Genomic DNA, 24,090 nt, shown 5'->3' with positions numbered 1-24,090 from the left:
AGCACCCTGACCTGCACGAAGCTCTCCGGCAGGCCAAAGACGACGGCTGGGCCTCGGTGATCTGCGACGGCAAGATCTTCTCCTGCGACCGGGTCAACGAGAAGACCATCAGCGCCAAAAACACCGTCATTGACCGGTGGTACTCCGGGAAAACCCGCCAGCAGGGCGGCAACATTCAAGCTCTCGCCCTCCCAGACGGGTTCCCGATCTGGGTCAGCGACGTCGAACCAGGCTCGGTCCACGACATCACCGCCGCCGACACACACCTCCTCGGCACCCTGCACTGGGCCGCCTCCCAGCTCGACCTGCCCACCCTGGCCGACGCCGGCTACCAGGGCGCCGGCGCCGGAATCCACACCCCGGTCAAACGCTCCAAAAAACACCCCGGCAGCCCACTCACCACCGACAACCACACCTACAACCAGCTCCTGCGCAGCCTGCGCGCTCCCGGCGAACGCGCCTTCGCCCTCCTGACCGGACGCTGGCAAGCACTACGCCACTTCACCACCAGCCCCCGCAAAATCGGCCGCATCGTCCAAGCAGCACTCGTACTCACCCACCACGAACACGGCCGCCTGACCTAACCCCTACTGAGATCACCTCACTGAAAACCTCCCCTCCAAACGAGGCGCGGCGGGCCCGGTCCCCGACGGTGAAGCGTGGGGGAGCCGAACCCGCCGCGAGATGCGCGAATCAGTCGAGGTTCAGGCGGCCTGACTGCTCGAGCTGCCGCTGTCGGGGTTGAGAACGAGTTGTTCCACTGGGGACAGCGTGTAGCCCCAGCTCTCGAGCGCGGCGAAGTAACGTTGATCAGCTGCAGTGGGGGAGCGCCAGGTGCTCACGGTGTGCTCGGCGTCGTAGGCCTCCTCGTAGGCGCAGAGCACGAGCCCGAGTTCGAGCATGGTGACCTGGTCCTCGGTCATCCGACGTCCACCCGTGGCAAGCCGGTCGATGCGTTTGTCTCCCAGCACGGTGCGGGCGTAGCGGTTCCCGCGACTGATCGCCTTCGCCACCCGTTCGTCGCCAGCGGCGAGGGCGGAGGCGAGGAACTGGCGGGCCTGCTTCGGGGGCGTCTTGCGCTGCAGGAGTTCCTGCAGTTTCGACCGGCGCTCCTCGAGCGCGGCGCGCCACTGCGGGTGGTACTTGCGTGCCCGCGCCCGCTCGGCCTTCTGCTCCTCGGACAAACCCTGCTCCCCACCGGGGCCAGACGCATCGGAGCGTGGGTAGTGGCCGTGCTTTTTCCAGGCCAGGCAATGCCAGGACACACGAGCCTCACCGGTGTAGATCGTCCGCACGCTTGCCGCATGCCCGGGGCAGGACTGGTGCTCCTCGACCTTGTCGCCCAGGGCTTCGCCCTGGGCGTCCTTCAACGCCGACAACGGCCGCGAGGCCTCCGGCAACTCGGAGGCGTCGAGGACGGTGACACCGGCGCTGGTGAGGCGCTGAATCTCGGCGTCGCGGGCCTGCCGGGTCTCACGCTCTTGGCGGCGCCGGGCCATCACGTGACCCAGCTGGGCGGGCTGGTGGTGCAGGGTGTCGACGATCTCGGTATAGGCGTCCTCATCGTCTTCGAACTCGCTGATCGCGGCGAGCTGCAACATGTCCAACTGATCATGCTGGCGTGCCAGGGACGTGGTCTTCGCGCTGCCGCGGACCTTCAGCGCTGCCTTGACGACCGTGACATCGGTCGTGAGCTGCTCGGCGATGTCATCCGAGTCAAACCCGTACAGGGCCATCTGCTCGATCATCACGGCCTTGTCGGCCTCACCGAGCCCGCGGCGATGCTCGTTGGCGATCCACTGATCCACCAGCCGCTGCCATGCCGCTGCCTCGGCCTCGTCGACCAGCAACACCGGCACCTGATTCTGCTGGTGGTGCAGGGCGCCGAGGACGCGGGTGAAACCATCGATCACCGCAGGACCGTCGTCGGTAGGGGTGGCGAGGACGGGAAAGCGGACGCCGTGGGTGCCGATACTGGCCAGCATCTCCGGGTCCTCGGATTCCAGGTCCGAGATCGTGCGCGGATTGTTCCGAAGCACCAGATCCTTCGGATCGAGATCGTCGAGATAAGGCAGCTTCTTCTCGGTCGTTGCCATGGGAGATCTCCATTCAGCGGGGTCGAAACACTCAGCGGCGGGGCCGGGCACAGGCCCAACCCCGCCGCTGCGTTCGCAGGTGTTCTTCTGATGTGAGGGTGCGCGAGTCGGTGCTCGCGGGTGGTCAGGTCCGGTCGTGGTCGGTGGTCGGCCACGCATTCGGCGGAGCAGAATCCGGGGCGAGGCGGCCCGGCTTGGGCACCAGCACAGCCGGTTGTCCATAGAGGTCCTCGTGGTCGCCCACGGCGCGTTCCTCGGCCTCGACGCGGTCGTTGTAGTAGCGCGACAGTGCGGTGCCGGCCACGTGGCAGGTCGGGCACCAGATCCCGTAGCCGCACGGGGTGAAGTAGCCGACGGCGATCTCGTGGGGGCGGTAGTCGTAGTGCAGTGCTGCGATGATGATCGACGTCACCGCATCGGTGATCCCCCGAGCCTGCGGGAGGGCGAAGCGTTGACCCGACGGGCCGTAGAAGCTCACCCGCACCTGTTCCTCGCCGCTGGAGTGTTCCAGAACGCCGATGAGATGGGCGTCATTGAGGAAGACGCGGGATTCGTCGGGGCCATACCGAAACACCGTGATGTTCGGCAAATCCATAGCTATTAGTCCTTTTCCGTAGGAACCAGAAAAGGGCAGAACCCACAAACACCGCCCAGCCGAGCAGACGGGGCGGTGGCGCTTGGGTGTTCTGCCTGCGGCCCTACGGCTGGGCGGCGGGCCCGGAACGCAACACGGGCGGGGTCCCCTTCGGGGTGCCCGTGTTGCGTGGAGAGGCCCGGCGTCCAGCACACTGCCGGGCAGGCAGAAACACCGAAACGCGCCACCCGCTCCCGGGCGACTTGGCACAACCGGACTACAGGCGCAGGAGCACAGCCGCGATGCACCAGGAGCGGGATCAGCAGGGCGCGTCACCGTAGCGGGAGCCACTGACAAAGCCGTGCCCTATACCCCACATCCGAGGCGAGTTCCCTGGTCAGCTCATGCCGGCTGCAGCGTCCCGCCTAGGCTTCCGCGCGTGGACACCGGACTCCGCGAGGAGCTTCTACGTCGGGCTGAGCGGGATCAGCAGGCGCGCGCCCAGCACCAGCCGGGATCGAGCGGGTGGTGCGAGGTTCGTCGTATCGATCACGACAACACCGCCTGGTTGGACCTGGTGATCGATGAGCACGGGTGGCCGGGTCACGCGCTGGTCGGCACCGAGGCGGCGCACGCGGCGTGGTTGCTGGCGCAGCACGCCGACGCCGAACATCAACAGCAGTGGGTTGGACTGCTGCGTGCGGCGGTCGATCGGGGTGAGGCGCAGGCCCGAGACTGGGCTTACCTGGCGGACCGGGTGGAAACCCGTCAGCGCAGGCCGCAGAGGTTCGGGACGCAGTGGGTCGATACAGGTGACGGTCGCGGGTATCGGCTTTTCCCGCTCGTCGATCCTGCGCAGGTGAACACCTGGCGCGCCGAGTTCGGTCTACCACCGGTCAGCGGGGCGGACGTCGAAGTCGCGTGATGCGCCGAGGACCTGTGGACCGACTGACCGGACAGATTTGCCTGGTCGCATCTCCGGCATCGGCGGCAACCCTGGATAGCGAATCTCGAACCCGTGTGGGCTGTATCGCGGAAACGGTCGCGCTTTTGATACAGACATCGATTTGGTGGTGATGGCCGAAACGGTTGCCCCCGGACGCTCCATGTTGATGCCCCATTAGCTGGTCGTATTGGTGGGGCTGTCGAGCAGGATTGGGACGCCGAGACGATGGCGCGCATCCACTGGTGCGCTCTCCTTGGTGATGGTGCCGGGGCCCATGAGCAGGACGATGTCGGCGCCTGGCCTCTACAGCAGGTAGGACCTGGTCGCGCCGCGAGCCCGAGGCCCGGGTCACCGTGACTGTCCCTGGAGGCGATGGTGGGCGGCCTGGTTCGATCTTCACGATCTGTGACGACCTCGGCGCTAGCCTGACCGTGCAGATCTCTGGAGCCGCTGCATTGACCATGCTCCTGAGGACTTCGCAGTAGATCAACTGCAGCTTGCGACCCCGTCCGAGATGGTAAGGCAACGTCTGATCTCAGTCCCGAGCTTGGTACCGGGAGTAGTTTGCTGTGACCAATGTCGTTGTGGAGGCCGTACGCGGCGTTCCGGTAGCGTTTCGCTCCGTGGCGAACGAGACGAACGCGCCCGCGCTGGCGACTTGGACCATCCATGGCGAACGAATTATCGATGACACTCGACGGCTCAAACTCAGTATCGCGTCTGTCGAGCTCCCGGACGGCGTCACGTTCGAGCAGTACGTCCTGCGCATGCCCAAGGCAGCGATGACCCTCGTCGTCGACTCGGATCACGTACTGATGATCTATCGGCACCGGTTCGTCCTCGACCAGTGGGTGTGGGAATTGCCAGGGGGCTACGTCGACCCGAATGAGGACCCCGCGTTGACCGCGGCCCGCGAGGTCGAGGAAGAAACCGGCTGGCGCCCTCGGTCGATTCGTCCGTTCGGTAGGTTTCAGCCGCTGACCGGGACGGCTGACTTCGAGAACTTGCTCTTCCTGGCAGAAGGAGCTGAAGACACCGGTAAGCCTGCTGACATCAACGAGACGGCACGTGTTCAGTGGGTGCCGCTCGCCGAGATCCCCGAGCGTATCGAGAAGGGCGAGATTCCCGGCGCGGCAGCGCAGGTCGCCTTGTTCAAGCTGTTGGCTCAGCATCGAGGCTGATTCCGATCGCGGCGAGCTCGCTGGCGAGCTCGGCGACTGCAGGTGCGGCCTGGTGCCGACGGAGCCGGGTGGCGAAATCTTGCAGGTACACAACGGTGCGTGCTGACTGCAGCTTGCGCCCGAGCTGCAGCGCGTCACGACCAACAGCGCACGCCTCATCTATTTCCCGCAGTTCGGCCAGGATGGAGGCGAGCAGCGCTGTGTTGAAGAGCTTGCCGCGTTCATAGCCGGCGCTCATCTCCAACGAGCGGCGGGCGAACCGCTCGGCGGCGCGCAGCTCGCCGAACTCACGCATGCAGTGGGCCATCTTCGCGGCGAGGTATGCGGCGTCGTAGTAGCTGAGCCAGTGCGGATGATCTTGTCGGTCGGCTCGGCTGAAGGCGTCTTCTGCGTCCTTGAGGGCTGCGATACTGCCTCGTTTGTCACGTAGCAGTGCCAGTCCGTGAGCTTCCATGACGGCGGTTTCAGATTCGAGGGCGGCCAACCCAGTGCCAGCGGCCGTATCTCGGGCAGCCTGTGCGAGGCCGACAGAGACCGCACCGTTTCGGGCGTGTGCGGCTTGGTGGCTCATGCCCGCGAGCATTTCCGCTGACAGCGCGTCGTCACTCGCCCTCTGGCAGAGCTGCAGAGCTTGCTGCAGGTGCCGGCGCCCCGCCAGGTTGTCGCCGACGTCGTACGCCATCCAGCCTGCCAGCTGATTGAGCTCGGCGACGGCGACGACGAACTCGATGTGGTCCTGGCCTTGACGATAGATGTGCATCGCGGGGGCGACTTCGTCGGCGAGGTAGGCGCCAACCAGGCCACGAGCATGTCCGCCGCCAAAACGATTGTCGAGACCGCGGAACATCGCCGTCGTATCCTTGACTGACTCAATGGTGACAGGCGCGCGCTCGGTCTTCTGCATGAGAGTCGGCAGCGTAGTGCCGCGGAACCACCCAAAAGCGGTTTTGTGAGCGCGCCTGTGTGGCGCTTCCGTGCGCGGCGGGAGTCTGAACCACAGCTCAGATTCGGGGATGTGGAGCGTGGAAGCCCACAACGCGAGCTTGTCGAGGTCGGTAGGAGCCTTCGTCACGCGTTCCAATCTGCTGACCTGGGCTTGCGTCATGTGGAGCCACCGTGCCAATGCCGCTTGAGTGATCACCGGTCGGTGCTCGTAGCGATACGCGTAGAAGATGCGTCCGAAATGTCGGGAGCGGAGCGCTTCGGCCAACGCGGGACGCTGCCAAAACCCCGCTTGCTTCGGTTCGGGGCCAGGGGCATCGGGCGCAGCTTTCCGCCGACACGGGCTGCACAGCACGTCGTTCTGGTCGCGTCCCAGGAGACTGCCACAGGTGCGGCATGCCCTGGTGTCCTTTGCGCCCATCCTCACCCCATCAGTCCAACGTGACGATCAGTATATGGACCACGCCTCCCGGTCACGTGCAGATATTCGCGGCATGTATATCGCATGCGGTTTCGTCGTTTTCCATCCCGCTGGAAACGGTGAAAGTGAGTGCGACAGACATCTTCCTGGTCATGGAGGACACGGCCATGGCTTTTCAGCCGCACCCTTTTCACTGGGCACCTGCAGCTGGTCGGCGGCACGCGAGCGTCGACCCGTACCCACCAGGCTGCTCGATTTACCCGAACGGAGTTGAGATCACGACGCTGTGTGGCGAGACGGTGACGTCAGCCCGCGGCGAGATGGCGTGGCTGTGGGAAACCTGTCCCGGCTGTGACCAGGCCGTGCGCAAGCTGCTCGGCATCGCTTGGCGGCCGACGGTGATCGAGGAGACGGCGGCCCGCCCATGAGCACAAGCCACGACGCGACACAGGATGGTTCTGTGCTGGCGCGCGGCTTCCCGGCGGGGCCGGTGAGGAGCGGCACGGGCTGCACCGGACACGCACAACGTCAAGGGGATCCGACGATGGCGAGTGTCGCCGATGTGTGGACCGATGACAAGGGCAAGTGCACGAGCGTGAGCCCGAACAATTCGGCCTCTCTCTGTGCGGTCTGAATGCCGGGAAATCGAACTCGGTGATCTCCGCGCGCCTGCCCGAATTGCGTCGCGGAGCACTTCGCTCGTGAACAGTCGCCGGTGTTGGTGCCGTAATCCTCGTTCGGTACCAACACCGGTCTCCAACCGGCCGGGGCAGGGCCCCGACACCCCGACAATCCCGGCCGGGCCAGTCAATCCACCGAAATCGGAGGTTCCTGTGGATGCAACTGTTTCGTTCGTGTGGTTGGAAATCACGGGCAGGTGCCAACTCGAATGTCGGCACTGCTACGCCGAATCCGGCCCTGCGGGCGACCACGGCGGAATGGCCGATACCGACTGGCGCAGGGTGATCGACGAAGCGGCCGAGGTCGGGGCGCGGATGGTGCAGTTCATCGGCGGCGAACCGACGCTGCACCCGTCGCTACCCGCCCTGATCGACCACGCACGTACGCGCGGAGTCGAGGTCGAGGTGTTCTCGAACCTCGTGCACGTCACGCCGGGGTTATGGGAAGTCCTCGCGCAATCGGGCGTGCGGCTGGCGACCTCGTACTACTCGACTGATGCTGCCGAGCACGCGCAGATCACGAAGCGGCCGACCTACCCGCGCACGAAGGCCAACATCGCCGAGGCCGTTCGGCGGTCGATTCCCGTGCGGGCTGGCGTGGTCAACCTGTGGGACGGCCAGCGCAGCGACCCTGCGGTCGCCGAGCTGCATGAGCTCGGGGTGACCGAGATCGGCACCGACCGGCTCCGCGAGGTTGGCCGCGGAGTCCGCACTGGCCAGGCCGGCCTCGATCAGCTGTGCGGGCACTGCGGCCACGACAAGATCGCGATCTCGCGGACCGGGGAGGTATGGCCGTGCGTGTTCTCCCGCTGGATGCCCGTGGGCAACGCGCGCGAGCGTGCGCTTGCCGACATCCTGGCCGGCCCACGGATGGCCGAGACGGGCGCGACACTGCGCACCCACTTCGCCACCCGGCCGCGGTCTGCGTGCGATCCTCAGTGCGGGCCGAACTGTGGACCTGCCTGCAACCCGTCGTGCTGGCCGACTGGGGCCGGACCGTGCGGGCCCAACGGCGGGTGTCAACCGAACTACGACGCCTAGGAGACCGGTGTACGTCCGTCGCGCCTACATTCGTGAGGCGAACCGCCCCGGCCGCGCTGAGCGCGGCCGGTGGCCGTTCACCGTGCCGTGCGTGGCCGAGCTCGCCGAGGAGGGCCTGACTTTTCAGGCTCCGGTGACCTTCTTCGTGGGCGACAACGGGTCCGGCAAATCCACGCTGGTCGAGGCCATTGCCGAGGGGTTCAAGCTCGATTCCTACGGTGGCCGGCTGGCGGCGAAACGCGGTCGACCCGATGCCGTGAAGACGCCGCTCGGTGAGGTGCTGACGCTGGAAACTACGGCGGCCGGGTCTCGGATGCTCGGCGGCCCCAGGTCTCGGAAGCAGGGGTTCTTCCTGCGCGCGGAGACGGCGTTTCAGATGACCGAGAACCTCGGTGGAGTGCCGGGCTACTGGGAGGACAACACCGCCGAGATGTCGCACGGCGAGGGCTTCCTGACGGTGTTCCAGGAGATGTTCAACAAGCCCGGGTTCTACGTCATGGACGAACCGGAAGCCGCGTTGTCGTTCACCTCTTGCCTGCGGCTGGTGGCGCTGATGCACGAGCTCGGCCAGTCCGGGGCGCAGGTGGTGTGCGCGACGCACTCGCCGATCCTGGCGGCCACGCCGGGTGCCGACGTCATCGAAGTGGGCGAGCACGGGTTCCGGCGGATCAAGTGGGACGAACTCGAACTCGTCGACCACTGGCGCCGCTACCTGGCCAATCCGGACCACTACCTACGCCACATCGTCGACTGATGAGCCCGAGCGCTGCCGAGGTCGCCGAGGCCGACCGTCGATTCACCGAGTGGATGCGCGCAAACCTCACGCGCGCCGCCGCGCACTTCGCTGTCGAGATCGAGGGTGAACCTGCCTTCGGGTGGCGGCTGCGCTCGATCGGCGCCCCTGCCCGTAACGCCGACGGCGCGCCTCGATGGCTGCGCGTGGTCTCGGAGTTCCCGGAGTGGGCTTCGGGCGAGTTCTGGACCGGCAACGCCGAGGCGAACATGCTTCCGGCGAGCATCCCGCGCCCCCGGGTCCTGGGGACGACCGAATGGGCCGACGGACGTCACCAGCGCGCCGAGCTTGCGACCCGACTGCCGGGGCGGCCGTGCTCGACCGACGACGCGCCCGTGCAACCGCTGCGGCTTGATCCGGCGTGGTGGGCCGCCCTGCGCTACACGCTGGCCACGCTGGCGGCCACTCCTACCCGCCGCACCCATGCCGATCAGGAACGGGTCACCCGTCGCATCCGTGGTGCCTTCGGCGACCAGCTCGACACCCACGTGGAGCGGTGGGAGACCGTGCACAGCGATCTGCACTGGAACAACCTCATGCAGCCCGAATTCGGGCTGCTGGACTGGGAAGGCTGGGGACGCGGCCCGGCCGGCATCGACGCGGCAACCCTGCTGTGTTGCAGCCTGCTCAACCCCGACACATACCGCGATGTCCGCTCGGCGTTCGCCGACATCCTCGACTCGCCGACTGGACGGGTCGCGCAGCTCTACGCCACGGCCCGGCTGCTGCACCGGGTCGAGATGGACCAGCGCCACGACTTCGCCGATGCCCTGTGGGCCCACGCCCGCGCACTTCTCAACCGACCCGCCTGATCGACAAAACAGCCCGCGTGGATCCGGTGTGCGCGTCGACCCAGGTCGGTTCAGTTTTTGCGATCCTCGCGGGCCGGGGCGTCTTGGCGGAGGCGTACGGCCTCAGCGGGCACCCACGCGGTATGCGGTACGCCGCGACCGCCATCGCCACGGCGGACGCTGTAGCGGACTTCGGCAACCCATCCGCCCGTCGTGGTCTTCAACCACGCGGTCTGCTCACCGGGCACCCCTGCCTGCAGGTCCCAGCCCTCGGGGAATGGGCGTACCTCCGTCGGGCGTGGGTAGAGGCGAGCCAAGTTCACCCACACCGGACGCGCCGGCGTGAACCGGCGATCATCGCCCCGCTTCCACGACGGCTCCGGGTGCACCCGATCGAACTCGAGTTCTAGTATGGCGGTTGTGGTTCCCGAACGCACGGGCTGGCGCTGCGTGACGGTCGGCGACCGGGGCAGGTGCCAGAGGTGCTGGCATCAGCACGGCTGGAGCTCGGCTGCTTCCTGCTCCCGGCGCGGCCTTGACGAGAGGGCCGGCGCGCGGTCCGGTCCCTCGTCTTGGGGTCGCGTCACGGGAGGTCGTTCATCACACCTTGGCTCAGCTCCTCGTTCAGCTCAGACTAAGTCGTGGAGCGGTAGTGGCGGGGCGGGCGACCCCCCGACTGCCGCCCGCCCCGACTCGGCAGGACCCCGACGTCCCACCAGTCACACATGCCTCGTCATCGCAGGTCAGAGGGCATGCGCGGGGTGAATACTCTGCGTCACTGGTGTCTTCGTCAAGGCTTCGCCCGTAAGTAACTGTGATCGTGTCCGCTTTGAGTCGCGTTTGCCCGACTTTGTCGAACAGCGCATTGCAGATCGTCAAGAACCGCCGTGTGACCGGACTGAACGGGCCGCCGACGGGTGGTTCGAGGAACCGGTACCGGTCCTCGAGGCGGTGGCGAGGACCTACTTCGAGTTCACCCCGTATTCCGTGCGATGGCCGTCGGCGAGGTCTCTGACGAGCGGTTATCGGGGGTAGTCGGGGTCAGGTGAGGAGGTGTTGGCGGTGGGTCCATGCGAGGTGGAGGGCGGCGGCCGCGCCGGGTGAGAGCTGTTGGGAGTTCGCGAGCCAGGTGAGGGTGTTTTCTTCGAAGGGGAACATCTGTCGTGGTACGGATCCCTCGGCGTTGGTATCGACGGTGTGAGCGAACAGTTCGTCGTAGGTGTCGGGTTCGATCACGGCGGTGGTGAGGATGTCGCCGGCGAAGGTGAGTGCGTCGAGGGTGATGCCGAGGCAGAACACCTGGATGCGGCCTTCGTGCACTGCCTGGTCCATGGTGGCGAACGGTTCCAACTTTTCGTACTGGATGGGTTTGCCTGAGCCGTCATATTCACCGTGGCCAAGGAGCTCTTCAGCGTACTCGCGCTGGATATTTCGCCAGATCGAGAAGTCCGCGGCGACGGCGGCCGGGATGACCGAGGAAGGCTGGAAGATGCCGGCGGGCAGTAGGTGTGCCATACCGCCACCACCGGCGACCTTGGTGGTGTCGCGCTGGTGGAGGACAATGCTGGGGCTCGTGCCGCCCCTGATCGTGAGTGTGCCGATGGCGCCCATCAGCGGACGCCGGGACAGGTCGAACGGGTCGGCGAGACGTTTGCGGAACGCAAGTCGCCGCAGGGAGGCACGGCCCACGATTGTTTCGTGGTCCCCGTCGATCGCCAGATGGTGTAGAGCGAATTCGTGGGCCAAGGCTTCGTTGGTGTCGACCGCGTCGAAAAAGCCCATCTGGCCGAACCGCAAGCCAGGAACGCTCCAGTCGACTTCCATCAATCGGAAGCAGAGCCGATTCTCAAACAGCCGCGGAGCAGCGAGGTCTCGGACGGCAGCGTGATAGCGATGGTACCGGGTATCGATAGTGGCGAGTGGTCGGACGCCGGTGCTTTCGGGCTCGTCGCCGGTGATTTCGGGTTCCGCTGCGGAAGGATCCAACGTCAGGCGGACCTCGTTGAGCGGTATGGGCACGGCGGGCAGCCAGCTTGGCACACTGATCGCACCAGTGTGTGCCAGACCGGGGATCCGATGAGCGCGATGCAGGGATTCAGCGAGCACCGCCAGACCCCGCCTGTGTCGTCCCAGCGCAGCACGTACCTGCCACCAATCAGTCTGGCTGTCGTCTACCAGCGGTTCTGACGAGGCGGACGTGGGTTCCAACGTCCAAGTCCGCACGGGCTCCACATTGTCCTCGCCGGTGTGGGTACGGCGCGGCCGACGGAACCCGAGCTCGTCACCTGCGCACTGGAACAGATCAGCGAGTAGCCGCCGGTAGAACGGCTGGGGCCAGACGACCTCGCCACGTTCCCATCGACCGACCGTTTTCTTTGTGATCTGCGGGTACTTGTCGTAGCGGGTGGCGGCGAGAGTGGTCAGTTCGTCGGCGAGGTCCTGCTGTGACAAACCAGCGTTCTCACGGAGACGTACGAGCACGGTGTTCGGTATGCGGGGCTCCGGGGAGGACACGGAAGCCACCGTAAGCCGTGCTATCCCCAAAGCTCAGGAATGTCCCCTCGATGTCCTCGAAATGGGCTATCGGTGGGACTTACTCGTGGTCGTTTTGCGCCCGGGTCCGCTGGTGAACTTAGAGACGTCATCACGTCAGGTCACGAGGAACGCGTCACTGATGAACGAGCACGTTCACGGGGCGCGTCGTGTCTAACGAGCCGGGCGGTGCGCTGACCCCGGCGCACTGCACCACACCGAGGGAAAGGAGTCCCGTCGTGCCCTCGTTTGTCTCCACGATTACCGACGCCCTCCGCATGCGCTGGGTGAGGAAAACGAAAGTCCCGACTCCTGCTGGTTCTGAGGCGTGCCAGGTATCCGCCCATCCTGAAGGCCCAGAATACCACCCGACGGGCCCCGTTCGGGATCTGGCGTTGATGCCGGTCAGACACGAACCCCGAACCGACCGCTTCTTTCTCGCTCTCCTCGATAGCACCTCACCCGAGAAGGTGGCCGAGGGTTGGCACGCCGCGGCCGCGCACACCCGCAGAACACGCTCCAGCCCCGTCCACGACGGAAGAGACAGAGTGGACCAGGTTCTGTGGCCGGTGCACTTCGTCGACGACACGCCGCCTCGAGCAGCCGATCGACCGATCGCTCGCGAGAGCCCTTGATTTCCGGGCACCCGTTCCGCTCGTCGGACGGGGCGCCCGGGAAAGGTGCCGACCGGGGACCGGCAAGCCAACACATCACCAGCCCGTGTGTAGCGCTTGGCGCCTGCAACTCGTCCCCGGTCGGCCACCCCCACAACTCTTGCCCACCGCTGCCCGCAACTCGGCGTTACCCAGAGGGAGCCAGTGATGCACTGGAGAGAAATCACTGTTGAAGACAGCCTCGGAAACCCCACGACTGTGCGAATCAAGCCCTCAATGCGCGGCGTCGCGGTCTTGGTGCCGGCCAGAGCCGCAGCATCCGTGCTTCATCTCACCGCACGCAACATCGACGCCCTCGCCGATGAGCTCGGTCGGGCTTCTTCCGTCGGGCCGGCGTCAACGCCGCGATGACCTGCGAGCCCCCCGTGGGCAGGAACTCCGCACACCGAGGACAAGAAGGCTACGTCACCGCTTGGTCTGGAGATCTCGGCTGGGACCTGCCACCAGACATGCCCACGATGCTGTTACCCCTTCCAGATTTTGCTATGCCAGATGATCCAGTGGAACGAGCGAAAGACCCCCACGCCCTACGTGCCGTTCTCCACGCGATTCGCAGGTGCTTTGATTCCCAGATCCCGCCGCCCGATCGACAATCGACGGCTCATGGCCACAACGGGATTTCGTCCTCGCGTCTCGACTAGAGGAGCCGGTCGCGGTGTTTGTCGCACCGGCCGCCTCCGGTGGCCACCGAACACCGGCGTCCCTTGCTGGTGATCGCTTGGCATTGCACCGCAGGGTCGTGCACATGGCACAGCCCCGAGGGGCGCGGGTCAATGGGGCAGGGTTTCCCGGCCTTGGTCGTCGCCTTGCATCCGCCAGGCTTGGGCATGGGTGCGCGGGAGTGATCAGGCTGAACTGGCTCGTGGCGGAGGTCGAGCGCCTGAAAGTCGGTTGCCGTCCAGTGCCGTCCTTGGCGGTTGCGGACGGCGTCTTGGGCTGCGTGATCGGCATGGGCGTTGAGGAGGTCGCCGTCGGCCTGGTGTGCGGCGACCCACGTAAACGTCACGTCCCGGTCGGAGAGCGTTTGCTTGATGCGTGCGATCAGTTCGAGGTTCTTGGACGCCCGGTTCTTCCCGGTCGCGACGTTCATCGCGTATTGGGAATCGATGCGGATTTCCAGCGGCACGGCCGGATCTGTTGAGGCCAGCAGTTCGGCTACCGCGGTGAGTTCGCCGACGTTGTTTGTGGCATGTCCCAGAAACCCGGACTCCCCGCGGATGGGGCTGCCTTGAGCGTCTCCCAGTACCCACGCCCACCCCGTCGGTCCGGGATTGGGCTGGGCCGAGCCGTCCGTTGCGGCGATCACGCGTTCGGTCATAGCCCGGCACGCTAAACCCGCCCGTGCACGGGTTTCTACCAGCGCACTGGCAGGTGAAGGTGCGAGAAGTGTTCACGCCCGTGCGGGCTCGCACCTTAGTACTGTGCGCCAAATCACACAGAAGTCGAGCCGTCGAGAAATCTCCCGCCCACACCGACCGCGAGGAGTACTTCGATGGGTGCGCTGGAACCTAGGAGCTCATCAGCCGAGTAGCGACTCGGCGGGATTCCACCGGAGATCCACCCGAACAGACACGCCTGACCGACCGCGGACGCCGCCCCGTTCATGCGAGGCGGGTGTGGTTTGCGTTATCTGCTGATCAGCCGCGCGTGCGATTGTTCGGGCGTGGTCGACGATGTCCTGGCGCTGCTGGGTCCGTCCGCTCCGGTGGGCGGCCGTCGGGAAGTACAAGTACACCGGCGAAGACGCCACCTGGGCACGCAAACGAGGCACCGACGCCCCCGAGCCTGGTTTCCGGAGGCTACCGACGCCCACCGCGACCTCCTCGAAGCCGCTGATCCCCGGTTCGTCATCGACAAACCCCACAGTCGTCTGGTCGTCGACTGGTGAGGACCGTGGCGCCAGCCGTGTGAACCGCGCGCTCGCCGAACAGATCCCGTCGGTGTGCCGAGCCGAACCAATTGGGATTCCCTTGGGGAAGGAGGATCGCGGGGCTCATCACGCGCCTCCGGCACGGGCCTTCCCGCCGCGCTGATGACCTCAGCTGGCGTCGGCACGTGATCTTCACCGAGTCTCGATCGTCGACTCGATCTCCAGGTTTCGAGGGGGTCACGCGGGTTCCCCGTGGTGACTCGCGAACGTGCCGCACTGGAGTGGCGAGGGGACTCACGACACGCCCGCGCAGTATCCACTTGATACGAACTCGCGTTCGATACTGTCTCGCCTGACGGTGAACGGGTAAGAGGTGGAGGTTGTTGTGGCGGTCAAGATCGTGCACGAGACGCATGGTCACCAGGTTCGGTTTGGGGATCGCGCGACGGCTGAGCACTACGCGGCCCAGCATGGCGGGCTGGCTGATTGGCGGGTCGTCATGATCCCCGCGGCTGCCCAGTCCGGGAATCCGAGCGGCACCCAGGGGCGGGCTGAGTCTCGCACGGGGGAGTGATCCACCCCCAGCTGCGCTGCTTGCTCTGCGCTGCTGGCGCTCGTTTCTGAAATCGACCCCATTCGCGCTACCCCGCTGCGGGGTAAGGCGGCGAACTTATTGAGCTGGTCATCCGTCCTGGGTGCCTTCTGGGGCGGCAGTGTGCTTGCCCCGTGTCTGCTCCATTTGGGCGATGTGCGGTGAACCCTGCCGCGCTGGCTAAACGCCAGAAGTTACGGTGCCGCGTGGCCTCGTTGAAGATCATGAGGCATGGGGCGTGTGGTTATGGGGGCATGGCGATGGATGGGCCGGGGTTTCACGTCGATGTCGAGATTCTGGAGACCGCGGCGAGGGCGATGGGGGAGATCGCAGCTGATCAGAACGCCTCAGAGCTCGCCGAGCTATGTGATGGCGATGCGCAGGCGATCGGCAGCGACGTGCTGTGCGAGGCGTTGGTGTCGTTCTGCGAAACGATGAGCGAGGGCATCGACTACCTGGTGGACAAGGCTGAGAACACCGGTGAGGGCCTGCGTGAGGCGGCTCGGACCTATCGCGAGGCCGATCACGCCGCGATGCAACACCTCGGCGGCGATCCAGCCGCTGCCGCGATGGACGAGCACTTCTAGGGCGCGGGCATGGTCGACCGTAAGGAACTGGGCGAGACCGAGCGTGGCGACGAACTCGTTCCCGGCAAGATGGAGGCCCTGTACCGGTATGCGCAGGTGCTGCGGGACCGCGCGACCGATGTGATCGCTGACGCCGAAGCTCTCAAGCGCATCGACACCGGCGCGTGGACGGGCCCGGCGTATGAGGCTTATGCCGCCGACAACGCCAACCAGTGGCCGAAGTGGCTCAAGCTCGGCGATGCGATGGCCTACGGTGCCCAGGCCATCGAGAGCTACGCGAACTGCCTGGGCTGGGCCCAGATGCAGGCCAACAACGCAGCGGAGCTCTACCGCCGCGGCCAGCAGCTGTCCCAACAGGCCAGGCAAGCCCACGACAAGGCGGTCGCGGACTACGACTCCGGTGCCGGGGAGCCCGGCGCCGTGCCCCCGGTGTTTCAGGACCCGGGGGAGGAGTACCGGCAGGCTGCGCGCGAACTGCTGGAGCGTGCCCGCGCACAGCTCGAGGCCGTAGCCGAGGAGTCGGCGAAGGCCCTCAACGAGATGGCCGAGGCGGTGCCCACGGAGGACGAGGAGTCCACCGCCGAAACCATCGCGCACGCCGCCACCGATGCGGCCGGGTTCATTCCCGTCATCGGCGACGCTGTCGACATCGCCCACGCCGGGGTCTATGCCCTGCAAGGCCGGGGGACGGAAGCCGCGCTGACCGCTGCGGCCGCGGTCCCCTTCGCCGGCTGGGCAGCGGGCGGCACCAAGCTCGGCAAGGCGGGCACGAAGATCGGCGAAGCCCTCGGGATTGGGGAGAAGGCCCGCTTCGGCTGGTCGGACCGCATCGGGAGAGACGCCTATCGGGCGAACTTCTTCGACGCCAACCCTGACCTCAAGGGCAAGGTCTGGGTCCACCACGCCGTCGAGCAGCAGGCGATGAAGAAGCAGTACCCGGACCTGGACATCACCCCGAACGAGATGCACTCGCTTGATAACCTCCGGGGGATCCCGAAAGAGATCAACGGCGATGTGCACCTGAGCAAGATCCGCTCGGAGTGGGACGAGTTCTACATCGACAACCCGAACCCCAGCAAGCAAGACCTGTTGGACAAGGCCACCGAGATCGACGACAAATACGGCCACCAGTTCAACCCACCAGTACGGTAGGTGATCATGTTCTATCGGTTGCGACCCGACGTCCCGGGCGCCCTGGCGGACGAGACCGTCCTGGACACCTCCGTCCGCCCACCCCGCGTGGAGGGGACCCTCCACTACGAGATCGACAACTGGTTCGGCGACGACCTGATCACCTCCCACCCCTGTTTCCTCGTCACCGAGAAAACGGCGGCAGCCCTGGCTGGCTCCGGACTCGGCACCTTCGAGATCCGCGGAGTCGAGATCACCTACGGCGAAGACGCCCAAGAACGTCTTGAGCGCCACGGACTGACCGAGTTCCCCGATTTCCGCTGGCTCTACGTGACCGGAACAGCAGGTCAAGACGATGTGGGACTCACGCCCCGAGGACGCCTGGTCGTCTCCGACGCCGCTCTCGAGGTTCTCCGGCAGGGAAACCTCGACCGATGCGAGATCGAGCAGTACGACCCCAACACACACCGTTGAGACCCAGATTCGACCTGGAACGTAAACAGACCAGCGTTCAGGACGGGTGAATCCCTGGTTTGCACGCGAGGTCGGCTCGACACGCTGGATACTGAAGTCAAGGGCGCTCCGGAGAGCTTGACTGCGGTGTGCGATTGGAGCGGCGCGGTTTGGCCGGGCGGCTCTGCCCGAACGCCTTGCTCGAAGATGGCCGCAGGTTCGACGACGTCGCCGGCGGACGGTTTGCTGTGGTCACCGAGGACAACCCGGACGCGAACACGCGGGTCGATCTGGAGCGACGCGGCGCGCAACTGGTGACGGTTGACGCCGGTTCCGCCCTGCAACGCTGGCTGCGCCGCGCGCATGCCCGCGCCGCGGTGGTCCGACCTGACGGGACCGTGATGCGCGCCGGCCGTGATCTGTCCGAACTCTGCTCCGCCGTACCAGCCTTCCGCGTCGGTACGGACCGCCTGGCAAAGGAGCCGTGATACTCGCCCGTAAACCGCCATCCTCCTGTGCACCCATCCCGAGCTGGTCGGTGAGACCTACACCGAGGCGGACCACGACGCGAGCAGCAGGCCACACCTGCTGGTGATCGGAATGCGCGGCTACACCACCAACGGCATCATCGGCCGTCCCTCCCAAGCCACAGCAGCCACGGGTCAGGCGGGCTCGAGAGCCTCACTGCATCCTTCGCCGACCACCTCAAGGTCATCAACGAAAAACGACGCAGGATTGAGCTTTGACTAAGGGCACGCTTATCCTGCGTGACCTGAAGTTGATCGCTCAGGCAGCGCAGCGGGCGCGGGTGTCGATCGCGACGTCGATCGGGTCGATCGATGAGGCGTAGTGGCGGGAGGTGGAGCCGGGGACACCGTCGCCGCTGCGCAGGCTGGATGTGGTGCGCCGCTTCGCGGAAGCGGGCATTGCGTGTTCGGTCATGATGGCGCCGATCCTGTCCGGCCTCGGCGACAGCCCGGAGCAGATCGACGCCACGGTGGCCGCGGTCGCTGAGGCCGGCGCGGTGAGCCTGACGCCCATCGTGCTGCACCTGCGCTCGGGTGCCAGAGAGTGGTTCCACCAGTGGTTGACTGCTCGGCGGCCGGGCCTGCTGCCGCTCTACGAGCGGCTGTATCGCCACGGTGCGTATGCGCCTAAGTCCTACCAGCGACAGGTCGTTGATCTGGTCGAGCATGCCAAGCGTCGGCACGGGCTGACGCCTCCGCAGCGACCGGAGAACCGGCTTAACATCTCAGAGTCCGATGTTGACCGGGACCAGATGCGCCAGCTCACTCTGCTTTGAATTTGGTTGCCGGCAGCTCTGCGAGCACCGAGCTACCGACGGGGCGATGTCGACGAACACCTGTACCAGAGGCCGCGCGATCTGTGAGAGGTGCCTGTCGAGCGCTCGTCTGGGTGCAGAGCCTCAGTTGTCGCCGTCCTGATCGAGCGCCTTGTCGATCGCGGCCAGAACCGCGTGGTAGGCGGGTGTCTCGAACCCCTCTGGCAGCAGCTTGAAGCTATGTAGGTGTGCGTCGCTCGGCCCCCCGTAGTTCTGGATTTTGCCGTCGGCGTACCGATTGGGGGCTGGCCGGACCTCCAGTAGGCCGAGGCGGTTGAGCATGACATGGGCTTCGTAGGCGTCGCGGCCCAGTCCGTAGCAAAGAAGCCGAATCGCGCCCTCGATGGTCACTTCCTTGGTCGTAGCGCCGAGGGAAGCCATCATCAGGACGAATGCCAGCTCGGTGTCCTCGAAGCAGTGGACCCAGCCCTGCGTGAAGAAGGTGATGGGGAGCTCGAAGGCGTCCTTGTCTTTCGCTTTGGGCAGCCGGTACAGCTCGTTGGGGCCTTGTTCGCGCGCGCCACCCTCGTCCATCAGCCGAAAACCCTCGTACTTGTTCGAGCCGGCGTTGATGTTGGGCAACGCGACTAGCTCCTCTCGGTGGAGTCGGCCAAGAGCCTCGTGGATCTGGCGCCGCTTCTTCGCTGCCACGTTCATGTAGACGTTGCCGCTGGCGTTCCGTGCGGGTGAGGCGAGCAAGTCGGCCCAGCCTGTGTCGTCGTGAGTACCCCGCAACGAACGGTTGTTCACCGGCCTTGTGTCCGCTCTGGCTTCTGATACCTGGGCTTCGAACAGGGCGGTCAGGTAGAACCGGAGCGCAGCGCCACGGGGGCTCATGATCCTTGTGGAGGGCGGCCGGAGTGGCCGGGGAGGCAGCGATCGGTCTGAGTGATCACCAGGGGCACGTTCGGTCCTACGTACGAATCGGCGTCGGATGAGCACGTTCGCCAGCTTCGGCTTTTCCGCCGCGAGCCTTGCCATGTTGCTGGTGGCCTTGGCGATTGACGTGTCCATGGTCTGGAGCCGTCCCAGGCGCCGGCGAAGCTGGATACGTTCCGTGCTATTCGGATTACGTGGCGTGAGAAGAGAAAAATCTTCCACGACATTCTCCTTGCTGAAATGAACGTCTTGAGCCGCCAAAGGGGGCTCGTACCCGTCGAACGTTCATAGCTGTTCACTGGCGGGTCAAGACGTATCTTCACTCTACACCCGCGCGCTCCCAAACCTGTGCAAGATGGTGCTCGAGACCCAGCGTCGAGCCGGTCTCAAGGAAATGGTCGGGTCTCCGGCTCGTACCCCGGAGACCCGACCGGACGAACACCACGACCCGCAACAGGAAGTAGGGCTCATGACAACAGTACGGCCTCCGGACAGTTCGCAGGAGACTCCAGTAGGAGCCGACTCCGACCAGAAGCTGCCGCTGCGCTGGCTGATGATCGGCACCGTCGCGGCGCTCGCCGCCGCGACGGTATACGCCACTGCCGGCCTATCCGCCGCGATCCTCTTGGCAGCGGGTGTCGCCGCTGCACTGCACAAAATCCTCGAGTAGACGCGGGCTTGTGGCGGCGGGGCGGCGACGACCGACGGTTTCGGCCGCCCCGTACGCCCACGTGCGGCGGAGATGGGGCATAGCCAGCGGCTGTGCTCGGCGTCGTCGCGATCGGCCTACTGCCGTTCTGCTCGGCGGCGAGGGGCAGACTCGGTGATCAGCCGTGCTAGAGGCGTGGTCGGATCGTCGACGACCAACGGCGAGTCGACCACGGCAAGATGGCTTCGGGCTATCCGGCCAGTTCGATCAATGAGGCCAGCTCAGTGCCCAGCAAGTGGTCCGGCTGCTTCGGGTCAAGCGGGTAGAACCCGAAGCCAGTGAAGAAGGAGATGCGCCCCGCGGTGTCCGTGGATTCGTCAACCTTGAGAGCGATGTGCGAGCACCCGGAATTCCGAGCTTCTGCCGCGAACCGGTGCAAGAGCCTGCGGCCAACGCCTCTACGCCGCACATCATCGGCAACGCAGATCCGGTCGAGTTTGCAATGCGGCGGTGGAAGCTCTGCAAACTCCCCGAAATACTCTTGGCAACCCTCTTGAGACGGCATCTGCTCAGCCGAGTCCATCGACTTGATGCCCTCGGTCATCACGGTTCGCCCTGCCGTACCTACTCGGCGTGTCTAACCGCTTATCGATCAACTGACAAACCCGTTCTGCCTCATGCGGTCGCCAGGTCAATCGGGGCTCCGCGTTCTTTCTCGGAGCGGTAGCAGGCGTCGACGATCCGGGCCACTGTGAGAGCGTCGGACACGGGCGCGACGACGGGGGCACTGGTGCGGATGCTGTCCACCCATCCGCGCATCTCGGTGTGGAAGTTGCTGAGGTTTTCGAGTTCGGGAAGTTCGGAGAACTTGTTGGCTTCGGTGCGGGCGAAGGGCGGGGTGAAGTGGCTCTGGGTCCACTCGGTCCAGCCGGCCGGCCATCCGGCGCGGTCCTCGTCGACGTAGACGCGCAGCTTTTGGGGCAGGATGCCGACTTCGATCATTCCGTGGGTGCCGTTGATGGTGATGCGGGAGCTTTCGAACCACTCGAGGTGGTCGTGTCCGTCGAAGCTGTAGGTCATCGACATGTCGGAGTAGTTGAGAAGCACAGCGGCGGAGTCTTCCCGGCTCGATTCGTCGGAGAGCCGGGGCGACTTGTGTACCCGGGCGTTGACCGACTCGGGGGCACCGAACATGCGCACCAGCGCGTCGAGCATGTGGCAACCGAGCACCCACAGCACGCCACCCATGTCGGCGGGTTGATTGAGGTGCTGCGAGAGATGTTCGCCGGCCAGTGCGGCGCCTCGGGCGGAGACGGTGACGACCTCACCGATCAAGCCGTGTTCGATCAGTTCTTTGGCGCGGCTGATGGACGGGGCTAGTCGTACGTTGTAGCCGATCTGCACGACCTGGCCGGCCGCTGCTTGTGCTTCTGCCTGTCGGAGACGCATCAGGTCGTCGGCCGTTGCGCCGCCAGGCTTCTCGACGACTACCGATTTGCCGGCGTCGATTGCTCGGAGGGCGTGCGGGACCATGTCGCGGCTCTTGGAGTGGATCATGATGGCGTTGATGCGCTCGTCCTGGAGCACGCCATCGGTTGTGCGTGCTTCGAGATCGTATTTGTTGGTGAAGTAGTTGAGTCGGGGGTCGTCGTCGGCGGCTGCTACCACCTCGACGCATTCGATCGCGCGCAGGGCTCGAACTCGGGCTGAAGCGTGCGGGTGGGTGATTCCCAGCAATCCTACGGTGATCGGTTCCAACAGTTGCCCTCCTGTAGTTCAGAGTTGCGTCCCGCTTGGGCGAGATGCGAACGGGTGATCGGTGTCGAGCCGAGTTGTGAGCGGTGTTGCGCGATGTCAACCTGCCCATTCGCGGAAGTCGAAACTTGAGGTGAGACCGCCGTCGGCGGTCAGGGTTGTGTTGAACACGGCTGATGCGGCCGGTGACAGCAAGAACGCGGCGGCTTGAGCGACTTCATCGGCTCCAGGCACTCGGCCCATGGGTTGGCGTCGCTGGCGGTCAGCCAGGAAGGCGGCGGGGTCGTCAGCCGAGGCGAGGTGGCGCTCGAACAGTCCGGCTCGCATGGGGCCTGGTGCGAGAACGTTGATGTGCACGCCACGTCGGGCGTAGTCGAGGGCGATCGTGCGGATCGCACCGGTCAGCGCCGCTTTCGATGAGTTGTAGGCTGCGAGCTGTTGTTCCCCGAAAGAGGCGTTGATGCTGCTGACGGCCACCACTGCGCCGTACTCGCACGCTGTAAGCAGGGGGAGGAGCGCCTGCAAGGCGATGACGTTGCCGAGGACGTTGATTTCCCACGCCTTGCGCCAGATAGTCACGTCCTCTTGGTCGAGCACGCCCACGTCGAGCACGGCTGCGGCACCGACGAAGCCGACAGAGGACGGTAGCTCACGATCTCCTGGTCCAGCTGTCCGAAGTGCATGCACTACTCGATCCCACACTGCGGGTTCGGTGACACTCCCGCGGATCTCGGTGAAACGTTCGGATCGGGCCAGTTCGGCTTCGGGTTCGGCGGTGTCCACGCCGTAGACGTGGACACCGCTGCTGACGAGCAGGCGTGCTGTTTCCGAACCGAGGCCGCTTGCGGTTCCAGTAACGACGACGTGATCGGGAAGGCTGATCGTCCAGTCGATCACTGTCTCTCCTTTGAGTCTTACCGACCGTGGTTTCGCAATGAGGATGTGGGTAATGGCGGCACTCTTCGACGGCGGGGCTCATCGCGCCCACGTGCTTGGTGGCTCGATGGACGTGCCTTCGTGCGGGATCCTCGCGCGCAGCGCCATCGGGTCCGCTCGAACGGCAGGTGGCAGCAGTTCCACGTTGATGCGTCCGGGCGGCTTGATTCCTCAGCCGGTGGCTCCGGTGCGCAGCAGAGCTTTGACCGTGGAGTCGGGATGGTTCAAGGCGTCGAATGCGGTGGCGTAGTCGTCGAGTTCGACCACTGAGGACGTCAGCGACATCACGTCGACGAGATCCCGGGCGAGCAGATCGATGGCCAGGTCGAACTCTTCGACGTAGATGAACTTGGAGTTCAGCTGGATCTCCTTGGTCAGGGCGGACATCGCGTCGAAGGTCACCGGCTGCGGCGAGATGGCGACGAGCTGAATGGAACCTCCGGGCGCGATGGCGTCGATGGCGGTCTGCACTGCCGTGGGGTGCCCCGAGCACTCGAAGACCCGCTCGACCGGCCGCAGTTGGCCCCCGGAGACCGCGCCGGCGTGCTCGCCTGGTTCGAAGACGTGGTCAGCACCGAGCCGGTGGGCGATCCCGCGGCGCATCGGCGAGGGTTCGATCAACGTCACCTTCCGCGCTCCGGCCCGGCGGGCCAGCTGCACGACGAGCTGCCCTATCGGCCCGCCACCGATCACGAGGACCTCCTCGCCGAGTCGCAATCCGGAGTGGGCCACGGCCCGCACGGCCACGGCGAGGGGTTCGGTCCATGCTCCTCGGAGGCTGTCGAGGGTGTCGGGCAGCCGGTGCAGGTGCACCGCGGGCACGACGACCTGTTCGGCCATGCCGCCGTCACGGCACACCCCGAGGGCCTCTGCCATGGTCGCAACCCGACACAAGTTGACTCGTCCGCCGCGGCACTGATCGCAGTTTTGACATGCGTTGCCGTTCGGGTTCGCCACGACGCGCATCCCAGGTGCCCATCCTGCGACGCCGGGTCCCGTGGCGATGATCTCGGCGGAGAACTCGTGTCCCATGACCACGGGTGGCTTGAACAGGTCGAGGTCGGGCGCGTGCAGGTCGGTGCCGCAGATGCCGCAGTACTCCGAGCGGAGAAGGACTTCACCAGGTCCCGGCTCGGTGATGTCGCGGTCCTGGAGATCGATATTGCGGTCCTCGGAGAGGATCACGGCCTTCATGGTGCTGGCTCCTCGAATGTGCGTGGGCTCG

At 65.6% G+C, this 24,090-nt stretch carries 24 protein-coding genes; 13 read left to right on the top strand and 11 right to left on the bottom strand.

Features of this window, described 5'->3' with window-relative positions:
* Positions 1-584, top strand: a 584-nt coding sequence (locus R4I43_RS28220) for a transposase family protein (RefSeq protein ID WP_324268734.1), incomplete at its 5' end; no start/stop codon positions are given.
* Positions 585-704: 120 nt separating this feature from the next.
* Here the strand turns inward: R4I43_RS28220 and R4I43_RS28215 are convergent.
* Positions 705-2,096, bottom strand: coding sequence for a ParB/RepB/Spo0J family partition protein (locus R4I43_RS28215; RefSeq protein ID WP_324268733.1), 1,392 nt, complete (start codon positions 2,094-2,096; stop codon positions 705-707).
* A 124-nt stretch (positions 2,097-2,220) separates the two neighbouring features.
* Complete coding sequence (locus R4I43_RS28210) at positions 2,221-2,691, bottom strand: hypothetical protein (protein WP_324268732.1); 471 nt, start codon at positions 2,689-2,691, stop codon at positions 2,221-2,223.
* 418 nt (positions 2,692-3,109) lie between these two features.
* Between R4I43_RS28210 and R4I43_RS28205 the strand changes: the two genes are divergently transcribed.
* Together R4I43_RS28205 and R4I43_RS28200 are read left to right on the top strand one after the other, a co-directional pair.
* Positions 3,110-3,595, top strand: coding sequence for a DUF6624 domain-containing protein (locus R4I43_RS28205; RefSeq protein WP_324268731.1), 486 nt, complete (start codon positions 3,110-3,112; stop codon positions 3,593-3,595).
* Between the two features lie 590 nt (positions 3,596-4,185).
* Positions 4,186-4,797 carry an NUDIX hydrolase gene (locus R4I43_RS28200; RefSeq protein ID WP_324268730.1) on the top strand — a complete coding sequence of 204 codons (612 nt, stop codon included), beginning with the start codon at positions 4,186-4,188 and terminating at the stop codon, positions 4,795-4,797.
* Here the strand turns inward: R4I43_RS28200 and R4I43_RS28195 are convergent.
* Positions 4,769-6,007, bottom strand: coding sequence for a helix-turn-helix transcriptional regulator (locus R4I43_RS28195; protein ID WP_324268729.1), 1,239 nt, complete (start codon positions 6,005-6,007; stop codon positions 4,769-4,771). The genes R4I43_RS28200 and R4I43_RS28195 overlap by 29 nt on opposite strands.
* A 173-nt stretch (positions 6,008-6,180) precedes the next feature.
* On the opposite strand from R4I43_RS28195, the gene R4I43_RS28190 reads away from it, so the two are divergent.
* The 4 genes from R4I43_RS28190 to R4I43_RS28175 all read left to right on the top strand — a co-directional run bounded on the left by R4I43_RS28190 (position 6,181) and on the right by R4I43_RS28175 (position 9,486).
* Positions 6,181-6,588, top strand: coding sequence for a zinc finger protein (locus R4I43_RS28190; RefSeq protein ID WP_324268728.1), 408 nt, complete (start codon positions 6,181-6,183; stop codon positions 6,586-6,588).
* Positions 6,589-6,993: 405 nt separating this feature from the next.
* Entirely contained in the window at positions 6,994-7,881 is an 888-nt protein-coding gene (locus tag R4I43_RS28185; protein ID WP_324268738.1) for a radical SAM protein, read from the top strand.
* Positions 7,882-7,888: 7 nt separating this feature from the next.
* Positions 7,889-8,635: an AAA family ATPase gene (locus R4I43_RS28180; RefSeq protein ID WP_324268727.1), complete on the top strand. Its 747-nt coding sequence runs from the start codon at positions 7,889-7,891 to the stop codon at positions 8,633-8,635.
* Positions 8,635-9,486, top strand: coding sequence for an aminoglycoside phosphotransferase (locus R4I43_RS28175; RefSeq protein WP_324268726.1), 852 nt, complete (start codon positions 8,635-8,637; stop codon positions 9,484-9,486). The genes R4I43_RS28180 and R4I43_RS28175 overlap by 1 nt, the downstream gene beginning before the upstream one ends.
* 1,020 nt (positions 9,487-10,506) lie before the next feature.
* Here the strand turns inward: R4I43_RS28175 and R4I43_RS28170 are convergent.
* Positions 10,507-11,979: a helix-turn-helix transcriptional regulator gene (locus R4I43_RS28170; RefSeq protein WP_324268725.1), complete on the bottom strand. Its 1,473-nt coding sequence runs from the start codon at positions 11,977-11,979 to the stop codon at positions 10,507-10,509.
* A 1,329-nt stretch (positions 11,980-13,308) separates the two neighbouring features.
* Complete coding sequence (locus R4I43_RS28165; RefSeq protein WP_324268724.1) at positions 13,309-13,989, bottom strand: ribonuclease HI; 681 nt, start codon at positions 13,987-13,989, stop codon at positions 13,309-13,311.
* Between the two features lie 1,398 nt (positions 13,990-15,387).
* On the opposite strand from R4I43_RS28165, the gene R4I43_RS28160 reads away from it, so the two are divergent.
* From R4I43_RS28160 to R4I43_RS28145, 4 genes are all read left to right on the top strand, one after another.
* Complete coding sequence (locus R4I43_RS28160; protein ID WP_324268723.1) at positions 15,388-15,720, top strand: hypothetical protein; 333 nt, start codon at positions 15,388-15,390, stop codon at positions 15,718-15,720.
* Positions 15,721-15,729: 9 nt separating this feature from the next.
* Complete coding sequence (locus tag R4I43_RS28155) at positions 15,730-16,872, top strand: putative T7SS-secreted protein (RefSeq protein ID WP_324268722.1); 1,143 nt, start codon at positions 15,730-15,732, stop codon at positions 16,870-16,872.
* Between the two features lie 6 nt (positions 16,873-16,878).
* The gene (locus tag R4I43_RS28150) at positions 16,879-17,325 is read left to right on the top strand and encodes a hypothetical protein (protein WP_324268721.1); all 447 of its coding nucleotides are present in this window, start codon (positions 16,879-16,881) and stop codon (positions 17,323-17,325) included.
* 134 nt (positions 17,326-17,459) lie between these two features.
* Positions 17,460-17,792: a hypothetical protein gene (locus tag R4I43_RS28145; protein ID WP_324268720.1), complete on the top strand. Its 333-nt coding sequence runs from the start codon at positions 17,460-17,462 to the stop codon at positions 17,790-17,792.
* A 298-nt stretch (positions 17,793-18,090) separates the two neighbouring features.
* On the opposite strand, the gene R4I43_RS28140 is transcribed toward R4I43_RS28145, so the two are convergent.
* Positions 18,091-18,246: a hypothetical protein gene (locus R4I43_RS28140; RefSeq protein ID WP_324268719.1), complete on the bottom strand. Its 156-nt coding sequence runs from the start codon at positions 18,244-18,246 to the stop codon at positions 18,091-18,093.
* On the opposite strand from R4I43_RS28140, the gene R4I43_RS28135 reads away from it, so the two are divergent.
* Positions 18,245-18,607, top strand: coding sequence for a radical SAM family protein (locus tag R4I43_RS28135; protein ID WP_324268718.1), 363 nt, complete (start codon positions 18,245-18,247; stop codon positions 18,605-18,607). The two genes, R4I43_RS28140 and R4I43_RS28135, sit on opposite strands and share 2 nt — an antisense overlap.
* A 123-nt stretch (positions 18,608-18,730) precedes the next feature.
* Here the strand turns inward: R4I43_RS28135 and R4I43_RS28130 are convergent, their stop codons facing one another.
* Entirely contained in the window at positions 18,731-19,747 is a 1,017-nt protein-coding gene (locus R4I43_RS28130; RefSeq protein ID WP_324268717.1) for a hypothetical protein, read from the bottom strand.
* Between the two features lie 133 nt (positions 19,748-19,880).
* Between R4I43_RS28130 and R4I43_RS28125 the strand changes: the two genes are divergently transcribed.
* On the top strand, positions 19,881-20,195 hold the full coding sequence (locus R4I43_RS28125; RefSeq protein WP_324268716.1) for a hypothetical protein: 315 nt from the start codon (positions 19,881-19,883) through the stop codon (positions 20,193-20,195).
* A 229-nt stretch (positions 20,196-20,424) separates the two neighbouring features.
* On the opposite strand, the gene R4I43_RS28120 is transcribed toward R4I43_RS28125, so the two are convergent.
* The 4 genes from R4I43_RS28120 to R4I43_RS28105 all read right to left on the bottom strand — a co-directional run bounded on the left by R4I43_RS28120 (position 20,425) and on the right by R4I43_RS28105 (position 24,059).
* Positions 20,425-20,778 carry a GNAT family N-acetyltransferase gene (locus R4I43_RS28120; protein WP_324268715.1) on the bottom strand — a complete coding sequence of 118 codons (354 nt, stop codon included), beginning with the start codon at positions 20,776-20,778 and terminating at the stop codon, positions 20,425-20,427.
* 71 nt (positions 20,779-20,849) lie between these two features.
* Positions 20,850-21,932: a Gfo/Idh/MocA family protein gene (locus R4I43_RS28115; RefSeq protein ID WP_324268714.1), complete on the bottom strand. Its 1,083-nt coding sequence runs from the start codon at positions 21,930-21,932 to the stop codon at positions 20,850-20,852.
* Positions 21,933-22,028: 96 nt separating this feature from the next.
* The gene (locus R4I43_RS28110; protein ID WP_324268713.1) at positions 22,029-22,826 is read right to left on the bottom strand and encodes an SDR family NAD(P)-dependent oxidoreductase; all 798 of its coding nucleotides are present in this window, start codon (positions 22,824-22,826) and stop codon (positions 22,029-22,031) included.
* Positions 22,827-23,036: 210 nt separating this feature from the next.
* Positions 23,037-24,059: a zinc-dependent alcohol dehydrogenase gene (locus tag R4I43_RS28105; RefSeq protein WP_324268712.1), complete on the bottom strand. Its 1,023-nt coding sequence runs from the start codon at positions 24,057-24,059 to the stop codon at positions 23,037-23,039.
* Between the last annotated feature and the right edge of the window lie 31 nt (positions 24,060-24,090).

It is taken from the genome of Saccharopolyspora mangrovi, assembly GCF_035320975.1.
Lineage (GTDB): Bacteria > Actinomycetota > Actinomycetes > Mycobacteriales > Pseudonocardiaceae > Saccharopolyspora > Saccharopolyspora mangrovi.
The sequence above is the reverse complement of the archived record's forward strand: the minus strand, read 5'-3'. Positions and strand labels throughout refer to the sequence as shown.